This is a genomic window from Thermogladius calderae 1633 (assembly GCF_000264495.1).
GTDB lineage: Archaea > Thermoproteota > Thermoprotei_A > Sulfolobales > Desulfurococcaceae > Thermogladius > Thermogladius calderae.
In genome coordinates this window covers 1307042-1319480 of sequence record NC_017954.1, presented here as the reverse complement: position 1 = coordinate 1319480, position 12439 = coordinate 1307042, and the positions used below count along the sequence as shown (strand labels likewise).

Below are 12439 nucleotides of genomic sequence, written 5' to 3'. Positions count from 1 at the left end.
GTGATGCGGGCAGCGTGCTAAACCAGAGGTGTCGGATTGGCGGAGAGGATAGTCGTCACAAAGAAACAGTTTGAAATCTTAGGGGTCGTTGCGGAGCTCGGGAGCGTTGACGTATATACGTTGTCCTCGAGGATCGGCCTCTCCCCTGAAGACGTCATGAGGGACTTGGCCGAGCTAGCGGGTAAAAACCTGGTCGAGCTGACCTCTCAACAAGCGGTATTGCACGAGCTGACCGAACACGGGGAGAGGTACCTCAACGACGGCTTGCCCGAGGAGCAGGCCCTCAAAGTATTTAGGAAGTGCTTGAACTCAAAGATCGGCGAGTTCGTTGAGTGTTTGGCGAAAAACAGTAAACTGACGCTCGAAGACGCTAATGTAGCTCTACAAATCCTCGTTAAGAGTAACTGTGTTAAGGTCGGGCCCAACAGCGTCGTGGTGCTCGGAGACGAGGTTAGGTGCTTAGAGCTGAGAGAGCAGTCAGCCTACTTGAGGTCAGCGCTATCGAATCTAAGCAGGGGTACCGGGGTTAGCGCTCAGGATTTAGAGACTTTAAAGAGACGTAAAATGGTCGTCGCGAAGCGGAAGAGCATACTCGTGGTCAGGGCTCGAGGAGACTTGGCGGAGATGATCAGGAGGGGGCATGTCGTCCCAGGCAAGCTCTTGACAGTGGTACTACCGTCTCACTACAAGGCGACAGAGGGTGTTGTCGTAAAGAAGTTTGACTTAAACGTCCCGCCTCCAAGTATTAGGTACTCGTCAACCCACCCCTTCATGGACTTCATTAAGCAATTACGTGAAATCCTCGTCTCCATGGGCTTCGAGGAGGTCAGAGGCCCCCATGTCGAGGCCGAATTCTGGAACTTCGATGTGCTGTTCCAGCCGCAGGACCACCCGGCTAGGGAGATACACGACACCTTCTTCGTGCTCAATAAGGCGCTGGTGGACGTCCCTACCCAAGCTCTAGAAGTGGTTAAGAGAGTCCACGAAGAGGGCTGGAAGTACACCTGGGACCCATCTAGGGCTCTTAGGCTCGTCTTGAGAACTCAGTGTACTGCTGTCTCGGCCAGGACTATATACTATAGGGGTGGCGGCGAGTACAGGGCGTTCACAATAGACAGAGTATTCAGACCGGAGAACTTGGACGCGAAGCACAGTATGGAGTTCTACCAACTCGACGGCATTATCGTAGGCAAGGATGTCAACTTCAAGCATCTACTCTACTTCTTCAAAGAGTTCGCGGCAGCTCTGGGTATAAAGGACGTCTGGTTTAAGCCAGGCTACTTCCCGTTCACAGAGCCCAGCGTAGAGGGGTATATCAAACACCCCGTGTTGGGCTGGGTCGAGGTGTTCCCCGGCGGCGTGTTCAGGCCAGAGGTTATGGAGATGCTGGGTGCCGGGGGGTACAGGGCGGTAGCTTGGGGTATCGGGGTCGACAGGCTCGCTATGTGGTTTATGGGGATAGACGACATAAGACTGCTGTTCGCGAAAGACCTGGACTTGTTGAGAAGCATCGCCAAAAAACCGCTACCGTACTTCCTTGGTACTACTAGTGGGAGAGATGTAGTGGTTAGACCAAGCCCCGAGTAGAAGACCGAGAGGTGTCCACGAGATATCCGTCCACGAACTGAAGCTCCTGACCGCGCAGCTTCTCCACGTAGTTATGACGAGAAGGGTGAGTTTCGAGAGGGCTTTTAAAGTTGTAGCGGGCAAGAGGCGTCTGGCACCCTCAGCTCTCAGGAGGTTTTTCCGGGTAGGGTATGAGACGTTAATATACTATCACTCTCTCAGGCTGCTCGCTCGTAGAGAGGGTTTCAACCAAACACCCTTTGGTATAGCGTCTTACCTGGCATCGAGGAAGTTCGACTTCGACGCCGTCCGCAGGGAGATAGAGTCGTACGCGGACAGGCTAGGCGGGCTAGAGGGTCTAGCTGTCAAGTACGGCTACACTCCCTTCATCGTCCACCGGCTCTCGGAGTTCATGGATGAAGGCGAGCTCGAGGAGGTGCTGGGGAGCCTCAACACGCGGAAGAGGTGGTTGAGAGTCAACACGCTGGCCGCCACCGTGAAGGAGGCCGTGGATTGTCTCGTGAAGCACGGCCTGAGGTTTGAGGCGTCGAAGTACACAGACCTCTCCTACAAGATCTTAGGTGACGTCTACAGCCCGGTCTCGTCGATCGAGTGCGTTGAGAAGGGAATACTGGTCCCCCAGGATGTCTCCAGCGTACTCTCCGTTCTCGCGGGTAGACCCTACGAGAGGAGCGTCCTTGACGCCTGTAGTGCCCCCGGCGTCAAACTACAGCTGGTACTCTCCTTGTACAGAGACTCCACGGCCGTGGCAGTAGACTACTCGCCTAAGAGAGTCAAGTACGTGTACAGAGTGTTGTCGAAGTACGGCGGCTTAGACAGGGCTGTGATCATAAACGGCGACTCCACGATTGTCGACTACTACAGGGTTTTCGAGAAGGCCATTGTAGACGCCCCCTGTACAGGGAGCGGGGCCGTCTACTCCGACCCCACTGTCAAAGTCAGGTTTTCGCCGGCGAAGCTGAAGAGCCTGACAAAAATCCAAACTAGGCTGTTGAGGAGAGCTCTTGCCAACAGCCGGAGTGTTCTCTACATTACTTGTAGCGTGCTACCTGAAGAGGGTGAGGCGGTAGTCGACGAGGTCCTCCGCGAGGGGTTAGCGGAGCCTGTGAGGATCTCTGAAAAGTTTTTGTCGAAGGCGTATAAGGGGTTTAAGTCTAGTGACTACACGTACAGGATAATGCCTAACGTGGTAGACGGTCAGGGTATGTACTTAGCTCTACTGGATAGCAGGGTGTTCTCTGGTTGATCTTAGAGCCCGTTTACGGCCCCCACCCCAGTAGGTGCTTTGGAGCCTCGCTGGGAGTAGACCCCGTAAGTTTCTCGAGAGGGTGTTATATGGCCTGCGCCATGTGCCACTCTTTCCGCCAGGCGAGAGCTCTCAAGAGTTACACTACGAGCGAGCTAGCCGAGAGGGTCGCGAGAGACCTCACGGAAAGGGAGGTCAAGGTGAACACGCTCTACGTCTACGGCTCGTCCGACCCGTTCCTGTACGACGACCTAGCACGCTTACTCAGAGAGCTGAGGCGTATATCCGACTCTGCAAACGCCAAACTTGTCACGAGAACACCGGGCTACTTCCAGAGAGCGATCGACGAAGTCCTCGAGGTGGTGGATACCCTGTTGATCCCGTTCTATGTCGCCGACATGGAGTGGGACTCCCTCTACCAGCCCAGAACCAACACGACGAAGAGCGAGTACTACGGAAGACTACACGAACTATTCAGTAGAACACGGTCGTCCGATAAGCTCGTGCTCGAGATCATAGTGGCGAGGAAAGGGCCAGAGAACGTTTTAGTGAGCTACCTAGACGAGTACATAGTCCAGGCGAGGAGGATAGGGGCAAAAAGAGTTTTCCTAAAGACGATCGACAGGCCTGTTAGAGACCAGAGTATTAAACCTGTCTCGAGGCGCTTCTTGGACATGGTGAGAGAGAAGCTGGAGAGTGAAGGTGTCGAGGTACTAGTCTGTCAGAGAACCCCGGCGATCCACCGTGTTAAGTCCAGAAGAGCATTCGTCGAGGTCTACAACCACATTCTGAGGAAGCCCCTTAGAGTGAACGAGGTCGGCGAGGTCTACGGGGATTTCGGCGTTATGGCGGCCGAGAGCCTTGTCGACAGGAAGGTCGCGTCGAAAGTAGTTTGGGAGAACCAGTTATACTACGTTCCTTCGCGATGAGGCCTTTTTAACGGCAAGCTCTGCTATGTACCCGGCGAGGAGGAATAGAGCGGAGACGATCAATGCGGTTATGAAACCACTCAACGTATCCACCCCTCAGAAAGGCCCGTCAATTCATCCCCCTTACGGTCATCCCTTCCAAGCCTCATCCTCGCCAAGAGTTACTGTGCCCTGAGCACTTTTAATATTTTTCCTACGTCGATCTCTATGGTGACGATAGGCCGGTCGTACTCCAGCTTTAGCAGTACTTCTGGGTGGACCTCGCCCACAAACCCCACATTGTCGTCGCGGACTATGATCTCAGCGGTTCTCTCCCTTAGTAATCCGTCTATCTCACCCTCTCTAAACGCCGGGCTCAGCCCGATCGCGTTTAGGAGAGTATTGACGACGGCAAGACCGTCGGTTAAAGTGGCCTCCGGCGAAGAGATAGCCACTCCAACCCTCCTCTCTTCGTACACCCTGCCCTCTCTGACGTAAACTACATCGCCTACCTCGAAGATCCTGAACTCCGCCGACTTGTTCTTGTTCTCTACGATGAAGTTCACGAGGCCGGCTGTTAGCCACGTCCTCAACGAAGTAAACCTCTCGCTTATGGGGTTTGCCACCACAATCGGCTCCACTCTCCTGTTGTACAGCCTAACGTCAACCTCAGCACTAGTCATCATGTAGTTTGCTACTTCGCTAAACCCCATCGAGACCAGGACTCTCCTGAGGAGATCGGACAGGTGTTCTACTTCGTCCTCTCTACCGCTGCTCCGTGAAGGGGGTAGCCCGGTAGCCTCTTCGCCTAGTCTCTCGTAACCATAGCCAATCGCTATGTCCTCGGCCACGTCAACCCAGCCCAACACGTCGATTCTGTAGGGGGGCGCGCGGACCACTAGCTTATCTCCGGCGGCCTCGACTACGTCGTACCCGAACATCCCCAGGAAGTTGGCTGCCTCTTTAACGCTAATCTCTGTACCCAGCAGGTCGTTGACCTGCCCTATGGTGAGCTCTTGAACTACTCCCTCGACTCTCGGAGCGGCGAGCCTCTTCCCGTCACTAAACTGGGTCTCCATGAGGCAGATCTCCGTGTCACGCCCCCTCTCAGCCAGGCTGTAAGCCATTATTGTAACCATGTCAACGACTACTCTCGGGTCTAGCCCTGTCGAGTCTATCAGCACGTTCCGTGTGGACGTGGTCACTTTCGCGTCTTCGCTGTTAAGGATGGGGGCTAAGCTCAGTATCCTACCCTCGGAGTCCATTATGACGGGGTACTTCTCCATTTTACTGATTATGTGCCCGTACTCTCTTCCCTTGTCTGTCTGACTCAAGACTTCCCGCAGAGACATCTCTTTATCGTAGCCTAGTGGGCGGTACCTAGTCTCATCGGGGTCGACAGCCCTATAGTAGACAGGCGGCTTGACCATGTCTAGGTCGTACAAACCGATACTGGCCCTTTTCCTGTTCCTACCGTAAGTGGTGTGGAGCTTCTCCTGTAGCTGGATTATCTGCTTTAGAGCCTCGTCGTCCAATTCCACGTTTCTAACAATCGCGAAAGCTACGAAAGGCCTATCGGGGACAGGCTCCGCGTAAGCCACTACTCCACAGCCAGATACAGGGGGCCTCCTAACGGGTAACCCGAGCATGAACTTCAAAGCCCTGGATAGCCCCTCGGCACTGAACAAGTCGGGCCTGTCGTGGTTGGCTTCGTAAACTAGGTTGCCGCCCGCCAAGTCCTCTATCTCGCACTTTAGCTTCGTCATTAGCCGAACCAAGCTCTTTACATCCAATTCAACACCTAGAAGCCTGTAGAGGTCGTCTACACGCACAGTGATCGTAGGCAAGTTACCACCCCACTACGGCCTTGAGCTCCTCCCAAACCTTGGCGAGAGTCTCAGCCTCCTCCTTGCTCCATTCTACAAGCCCTTCTCTTATGTACCTGCTCAAGTGGTCTTTAAGCCCTATGGACTCGGCTACAGGGGCGTAGACCGTTAAGTACGAGTAGGCTCCTTTGATCTTCCTCAACTTGTAGAAAGTGTCTCTACCGAGGGTCTTGTATATGAACCTCATGGACACCGGTGACTCTAAGCCCGTTGGCCTTCTATACCCGGAATTGAGGTCCCCCAGAGACGGGGCCTCAACCCCTGTGAGGGTCGACTTAACGCTGTACCACCCAGCCAGGTACTCGCGGTAGGCCTTGTTGGCTCTCTCGGAAAGTCCAGGGTCGCTCAAGACGTAGGAGGTGAGAAGGGCGATGACTGCCGTGTTCGACAGCTGGGACGGAGATATGGTGTCTGGCGTGTCCATGTCTGTGTGGTAGTATTTACTCGGCCACTCGTTGAGCATCCCGGAGTCGACACCCCAGGTTATGAACACGTCGTGGTCGCTCCCCGCGCTGTAGGGCGATATGTCGTATCTGATAGACGGCTGGTGCACGCCTTCGAAACTCTCAACAGCGTCTAATACGCTCCTCGCCGAGACGTACATCGCGGAAGCGACTCTGCCCGGCATAAACAGGGGTGGGTTCACAACGGATAGGACTGAGCCCGTCACACTCTGCTTTGAGCCGACCATGTCCAGGTTCACTACGTGTTCAGGTAGTTCTCCCAGGATATCCTTCAGAAAGACCGTTCCCGTATACTCCGGCACCCACACGTGGCAGACGCCACCCAGGGAGGGGTCCCTCAAGTTCCCCTTTGCGAAAGCTGCCAGGAAGTTGGCCGCGCTACCGCTAGCGTTGTCGTGGGCGCCGGGCTTAGGGTGGCATACGTGGCTTACAATAAGCGTGGTTGGGCGACCTCCACAAGAGACTAGGACCGGTAGCCCGGCGGTGTGAAACCTGACTCTCGCTTTCCAGCAAACCTCTACCTCCAGCGAAGGGTTAACTAGTAGCCTCGAGATCAAGTCTGTAGCCAGACGGTAGGGTATGTTCATGACAACCTTACCTTGCTTGACCTCACTAGCCTTTAGGAACAACCCCGTGTAGGGGACAGCTTCGTGGAACCTATTCTTGTCGTAGTGGAGAATGAGCTTGGCGTCAACGCTTAGATAGGCGTCGTACGGGTTGAGGTCTGTTAGCACGACCTCGCCCGAGCACTCCCTCTCGCACACGACTAGCCTGCCACACCCCTCCCCACCGGGGCTATGAGCGGACAGGAGAGTGGGGTGCTCTAGCAGGTTGAACCTGCCCAAGACCTTTTCGCCTATTCTAATGACCAGCTCCGCCTCTAATGGGTCCCAACCAGTCGGGGTCTCTATGAAGCCTCTCCTGGCGTTGTTCTCGACCTTGTAGACCTTGGCTGGGAGCCCGGCGTTCTCCAGCCCCTCCTTAAGCCCTTCAACGGCCTTCACTAGCCCGGTCGACCCGGTAATTCTACTGTAGCTGGAGAGCACGTTTACGATGTCTATACCTAGTGTCCGGGGGACTTCTTTCTGGAGCTTTAGGACTTGTTCCTTGAGGTTCGTACAAGACACCTTTTCCATGAGTGTATAAAGTCCAGCTTAAATACTTTGAGAGACTTGAATAAACTCTAGCCTCTGTTTGTGGTGGTATAATGGTTATCGTGAGCGTCACTCCTGAAATCGCTATCGACCAGTTGAAAACGTATGCTGGTGGTCTCGGCGTACTCGAGGGCGACAAAGTGATAACGGCGGGGGAGATGGGCTTAGACTACTGGGCTCTCACTTTATACTACAGGCAGGGCTACGTCAGACTAAAGTTCAACGGCACTGAGCCAGTAGCAGAGCCGGAGAAGCAGTCCCCGAGCGTACTGGCTAAGTTGCAGCCCTGGGACGAGTTCACCGTGACATTAAAGGGCGAGGAAGTCGTTATAAAACCACTCGTCTACACTCACAAAACGGCGAAGGCCGTTTTCTTCGAGGCGGTTTGCCCGAACTGGGCTAGGGCCCTCACAGACAGGGTTTACATGGCCGACACCCTCGAGAACCAGTTCCTAGTTTACGCCTTACTGGCTAAGGCCTCAGCTACTTTCATACGGGACTTCATTGGGTTAGAGAACGTGAGCGTGATAGACCTTGAAGAGGCTCACACAGCACTACTCTTAATGGCACTTAACGTGGAGGACAGGGCTAGAATCATAATCCACACTCCGGGGCCTTGGGGGCACCCTTCGTTCCCTGGAGGTCTGATCGCGAGGGAGTTCGGCCTCTTCCTCGGGGACAACATACTGCTAACGGACTACGCCTTGGGCAAACTGAGGAAGGGGATCGTCGTCTCCAAGAAGCAGGAAGACGTGATAAAGAAGTTGTTCGTCAAGCACTCGGGTAAAATAGTCTCCATAACAAACGGTGTAAGCCTTGAGAGGTGGATGGACCCTAGGCTTTACGAAGCATACAACAAAAACGCGTTGAACCGGGAGCTGTTGATCGGCGTGAGGCTCGATAACAGGAAAAAGCTTGTCTCGCTGTTGAAGAGCGTGAAGCCCGAGCTGACAGCTGATGATAAGCCGATCATAGCCTGGACGAGGAGGCTGGCGAGGTACAAGAGACCCTACTTCGTCGCCAGGTTTATAGAGGAGAACCCGGACGTCGAGGCAGTCTTCGTCCTGGGCGGGAAGCCCCACCCCAAGGACTTCGACGGGCTTAGCTACGCTAGGAAATTCAGGGACCTACACCTGAAAATAAACCACGTTGTTTTCTTGAACGACTACGATGTACCCACAGCTAAGACGGTGTTACAGGGTAGCGACTACCTCTTGTTTACACCATTCAGTGGGTGGGAGGCTAGCGGTACTAGCTTCATGAAGGCGCTCGTCAACGGAGTCCCAGTGCTCTCCTCGAGAGACGGGGCCGCCTTGGAGGTGATAGAGGACAACGTGACGGGGTGGTTCTTCGGAACAGACATTAGGGACTTCATAAACATATACGATGACCCGAGGGCAAAAGAGATCGACGAGAAGGAGTACAACGAGTTTAAGAAAAAACTCCTCGATCTGATCGACATGTACCATAGAGACAAAGACAAGTACTGGGAGGTCTCTCTCAACAGCGCCCTGAAGACCCCGAGTAAGGTTGATATGCGGCGTGTGCTACATAAGTATTATCTGGAGGCATTGTGAGATGAGAGTCCTAATAGTGGGAACAGGCTTAATGGGCTCCTCGATCGCGACATGTCTGGCGAGAAAGGGGTTCAAGCTCCTAGCCTACAACAGAACAGTGAGTAAAGCAGTGGAACTATGCAAGGAAATAGGCTGTGAAGCAGTGGAGACCCTAGACGGCGTCTCAGCGGACTATACACTAGTTTCTTTGTTCGACGACATGGCGAACATAGAGGTGTTGGCTAGCAAAAGACTTTACGAGAAGGTCAAGACACGTTTCGTTGTCAACACGTCAACAATATCACCCCAGACGAGTCTCATGTTATCGTCAATATTCCGGCAGCACGGCGTCGACTACTTCGAGGGGACAATATTCGGGAGCGTTGACGAGGCTAGGGATTGCAGGCTGTTATCCATGGTCGCTGGGGAGAGTAGCAAGCTCGGTGAGGTCGAGTCCCTAGTTTCGCAGTACTCCTCGAAGACGGTGTACGCGGGAGACATTCCAGCGGCTACGGCTCTGAAGCTCGCTGTTAACAACATAGCCCTGGCTATTCCGGCCCTGATAGGCGAGTCGCTGGAGATCCTCGAGGCGTACAACGTTGCTGTCGATAAGCTCTTAGAGGTTGCAAACGCCTCGTGGCTGAAGAGCGTATTTGAGAGGTACTGGCCCAGGATCGTCGAGGAAAAGAAGGCGAGGTTCACGGTGGCAGGGGTGGCCAAGGACTTCCGTTTAATATCGGGTGAGCTGAAGAGCAGAGGTTATCCAGGTGTAGTCTCGAGCGGTGTAGCTAGCTTTTACAGTGGTCTGTTGAGCGAGATGGGCTCTAAGGACTACCCCCAGGCGGCTCTAGGGTACCTGAAGAAGAAAAAACTCCCTACCTGACTATCAAGACGGAACAAGTAGAGTTGACTGCCAAGGCTAAGGGTATACTCCCGATGCTCAAGTCAAAGTAGCTCGTTTTTCCTCTAGCCCCCACGACTATCAGGTCGTAGCTCTCCTCAACTACCTCCTTAAGGATGATCGACGAGATACTCTCGTTCTCCTTGAGCTCTATAGTCTTGTACCTCACGTTCGTTATTTTCTTGCCGACAGCGCTCCTGGCCAGGTTTAGTGGATCCCCGGTTTCGCCGGGCACCTTCACGTAAAGGACTGTCAACTGAGAACCGTAGTGCCTCGCTAGGTCGACGGCTATGTTGAGAGCCTTCAGGCTGAGGCTACTCCCGTCGAAGGGGACGAGAATTCTCCTCAGCATGAAACTGATCTCGTAGGTCGGTGCCTCAGACACACTCCCACCCCCCTTTTAACGTTGTAAACCGACGTTAAGAACCTTGTCTGTCACCCTCATCGTCTCCTCCGCGCTCTCGGCTAGACGCAGAGCCGCTCTTATCGCGTCGATGTTCTCTGGTATCACTATTGCTTCTTGGTGGACTGCCTGAACTATAGTTAGCTCGTCTCCGTTTACTTTGATCATGTCCCTCCAAACCACGTTCTCGTAGATGTCGTACCTTTTCCTGCCGAGGTCTCTAGCGAACTCGACGATCTTGCTGGTGGAGTCTATACCTATCTTTGCGCCTTCCAGGACAACTATCCTAGGAGTACTAGACAACGTCTCCACGACCTCGTCTATGCTGGTACTCCTCTTGGTTTGGATGTGTACGACGTGGACGTGCATCAGTGTCGTCGGCACTATAAGTGCGACAGTCTCAATGTCCAGGTCGGGTAAGACTGTTTTCACGTCTATTGCGTGGTGGCTGGGTATACTGGGTGGGTCTAGCTTCACTGTGTTGACGATACCTTTGTCCTCCTTTGGGTCACTAGCTCTTCTGACAATAACCGCTCTGGCCTTCCTGACGCCGATGTGCCTGTCTAGGAGGCATATCAGCCTAAGCAGGGCCGTAGTATTGCAGCTGACCACTCTAATGTACTTTTTACCAAGGGCCTGCCGGTAGTTGCAGAGCGTGCTAAAGCTGACCTCTGCTACATCCGGGCTCTCTCCGCCCTCGAAGAGGGCGCTTAGGCCCCGCTCCACGTAGACCCTCTTGTTCTGCGCCCCTTTTCCACCAGGGGATGCGTCTACGACGAGACTAACCGACCCGAACAACTCGTCGACAGTCCCGGAGGGCTTAACCCCGACTTCTTCGAACACCCCTTCTTTTCCCTTCGGCACATATATTGGGATGCCCTGTCTGTAGGCCACTAGGACGCTGTAGTCGGGTGTGTACTTTACGATACCCTTCAGCTCCAAGTCGGGCATCTGCCTTATCGCTTCTGCGACCCTTTTCCCGATCGTACCGTAACCGTTAACAGCAACGGGAGCCTTCATCTCTTACCACCGTGGAAGATGGACTTACTCATCTGGAGCGCCTTAATTGCGGGTAGCTCCTCTCCACTCAGTAAGAGGAGTAGAGCGTTACCTCCTGTGGAGACATGGATCCTGTCGTTTACCTTAGTCTCGTCGATCATTGAGCCCAGGTGGCCACCAGCTATGACAACGAAGGCCCTGGAATTGTAGACGGCATCGAGTATCTTAAGCGTCCCTTCTCTGAACTTGCTGTCCTCGATTACTCCAGCAGGGCCTCTCATGACGATCAACGAGGCCTCCTTGATAAGCTCGCAGTAGATCTCGAGCGTAGTCTCGCCGATGTCCTTTATCACCCCAGTAATCTTGGTTATGGACACGTTTTCCACAGCGTCATCTTTCTCGTTGTGGGTCTTGACGTCAACGGGGGTCTCTATGGGCGCGCCTTTCATGAGCAGGAGCCTCGCCCGGGGTATGAGGGTGAGGATGTTCTTCTCTTCTAGAAGCCTCACGTTTTCGTCGCCCAGTCTCACACCTTTAGCTACTAGGAAGAGTTGTGCGAGGAGCCCCGTAGTGAGTATCCGGTCGGCGAGCCTGTTTCTTACGAGGTTCTCGATGACTCTGAGAAGGTCGTGTACTTTAGAACCACCTAGTATGAAGATCCGGGGTCCCGAAGTGGACGAGAAGATTTTAGCGGCAGCGATCACCTCTTTCTCGAAGAGCGGGCCCATAGCACTGGGTAACACCAGCGGGAAGCCTACTATGCTCGGCTGGCTCCTGTGAGCAGTAGCAAAGGCGTCGTTAACGTAGTAATCAAACAAACCGGACAGCCTCCTAACGAACACGGTCATAGACTGGGCCTCGGGCGCACCCTCGAGAACCTCTTCCGATACCAGTCTAAGGTTATCCAGTAGAAGGACCTCGCCAGGCCTCAACTCCGAGATCGCGCTCCTTGCCGCTGGCCCCATTACGTCATCCACGAACTTAACTTGGACACCACTGTACTTGCTCAAGAGCTCTGCGTGCTCCTCGAGAGTGGTGAAGTCCCGTTCACCTGGCCTCCCTTGGTGAGACCCTATTACGAGAGCAGGCTCGTATTTGTCGACTATCTCTTTGATGTACTTCGCGTGGACCCTTATCCGCCTGTCGTCCAGAATTTTCCCGGTCTCGGGGTCTATAGGCGAGTTGATGTCTACCCTCATAAAGACCCTGCGTCTAGTTATATCCAGGTCTTTAAGCGTCGGAAGGTCGAGGAGGGAGTTGTCCATTGATCCACCGTACATAAGTGATGTCAGGCTCTCGTATTTAAGTCTACGTTAAAAATTTATTTAAATGAGT

Annotated in this window: 10 protein-coding genes; 5 read left to right on the top strand and 5 right to left on the bottom strand. The window is 53.9% G+C overall.

Features of this window, described 5'->3' with window-relative positions:
• Positions 1-36 precede the first annotated feature (36 nt).
• From pheS to TCELL_RS07075, 3 genes are all read left to right on the top strand, one after another.
• On the top strand, positions 37-1587 hold the full coding sequence (pheS, locus tag TCELL_RS07085; protein WP_014738056.1) for a phenylalanine--tRNA ligase subunit alpha: 1551 nt from the start codon (positions 37-39) through the stop codon (positions 1585-1587).
• Positions 1588-1660: 73 nt separating this feature from the next.
• Positions 1661-2833 (top strand): RsmB/NOP family class I SAM-dependent RNA methyltransferase, encoded by a 1173-nt coding sequence (locus TCELL_RS07080; protein ID WP_014738055.1) that lies wholly within the window; start codon positions 1661-1663, stop codon positions 2831-2833.
• Entirely contained in the window at positions 2830-3762 is a 933-nt protein-coding gene (locus tag TCELL_RS07075) for a radical SAM protein (protein ID WP_014738054.1), read from the top strand. Before TCELL_RS07080 ends, TCELL_RS07075 begins: the two co-directional genes overlap by 4 nt.
• A gap of 161 nt (positions 3763-3923) precedes the next feature.
• On the opposite strand, the gene pheT is transcribed toward TCELL_RS07075, so the two are convergent.
• Both pheT and TCELL_RS07065 read right to left on the bottom strand, forming a co-directional pair.
• Positions 3924-5588, bottom strand: a complete 1665-nt coding sequence (pheT, locus tag TCELL_RS07070; RefSeq protein ID WP_048163434.1) for a phenylalanine--tRNA ligase subunit beta — start codon at positions 5586-5588, stop codon at positions 3924-3926.
• Between the two features lies 1 nt (position 5589).
• The gene (locus TCELL_RS07065; protein ID WP_014738051.1) at positions 5590-7227 is read right to left on the bottom strand and encodes a M28 family peptidase; all 1638 of its coding nucleotides are present in this window, start codon (positions 7225-7227) and stop codon (positions 5590-5592) included.
• A 71-nt stretch (positions 7228-7298) separates the two neighbouring features.
• On the opposite strand from TCELL_RS07065, the gene TCELL_RS07060 reads away from it, so the two are divergent.
• Positions 7299-8822 carry a glycogen/starch/alpha-glucan phosphorylase gene (locus TCELL_RS07060; protein ID WP_014738050.1) on the top strand — a complete coding sequence of 508 codons (1524 nt, stop codon included), beginning with the start codon at positions 7299-7301 and terminating at the stop codon, positions 8820-8822.
• 1 nt (position 8823) lies between these two features.
• Entirely contained in the window at positions 8824-9684 is an 861-nt protein-coding gene (locus TCELL_RS07055; RefSeq protein WP_014738049.1) for an NAD(P)-dependent oxidoreductase, read from the top strand.
• Here TCELL_RS07055 and TCELL_RS07050 read toward each other — a convergent pair.
• Genes TCELL_RS07050 through TCELL_RS07040 form a run of 3 tightly spaced genes read right to left on the bottom strand, consistent with a single transcriptional unit; the run spans position 9677 to position 12384 of the window.
• Positions 9677-10087, bottom strand: a complete 411-nt coding sequence (locus TCELL_RS07050) for a universal stress protein (protein ID WP_238529013.1) — start codon at positions 10085-10087, stop codon at positions 9677-9679. The genes TCELL_RS07055 and TCELL_RS07050 overlap by 8 nt on opposite strands.
• Before the next feature lie 15 nt (positions 10088-10102).
• Positions 10103-11125, bottom strand: a complete 1023-nt coding sequence (locus tag TCELL_RS07045) for a type II glyceraldehyde-3-phosphate dehydrogenase (RefSeq protein WP_014738047.1) — start codon at positions 11123-11125, stop codon at positions 10103-10105.
• Complete coding sequence (locus tag TCELL_RS07040) at positions 11122-12384, bottom strand: phosphoglycerate kinase (protein WP_238529012.1); 1263 nt, start codon at positions 12382-12384, stop codon at positions 11122-11124. Before TCELL_RS07040 ends, TCELL_RS07045 begins: the two co-directional genes overlap by 4 nt.
• Between the last annotated feature and the right edge of the window lie 55 nt (positions 12385-12439).

Coding starts and splice junctions, on each gene's coding strand:
- TCELL_RS07055 (WP_014738049.1), top strand. CDS start 8,824: ATGAGAGTCCTAATAGTGGGAACAGGCTTAATGGGCTCCTCGATCGCG.
- TCELL_RS07065 (WP_014738051.1), bottom strand. CDS start 7,227: ATGGAAAAGGTGTCTTGTACGAACCTCAAGGAACAAGTCCTAAAGCTC.
- TCELL_RS07060 (WP_014738050.1), top strand. CDS start 7,299: ATGGTTATCGTGAGCGTCACTCCTGAAATCGCTATCGACCAGTTGAAA.
- TCELL_RS07045 (WP_014738047.1), bottom strand. CDS start 11,125: ATGAAGGCTCCCGTTGCTGTTAACGGTTACGGTACGATCGGGAAAAGG.
- TCELL_RS07080 (WP_014738055.1), top strand. CDS start 1,661: ATGACGAGAAGGGTGAGTTTCGAGAGGGCTTTTAAAGTTGTAGCGGGC.
- TCELL_RS07040 (WP_238529012.1), bottom strand. CDS start 12,384: ATGTACGGTGGATCAATGGACAACTCCCTCCTCGACCTTCCGACGCTT.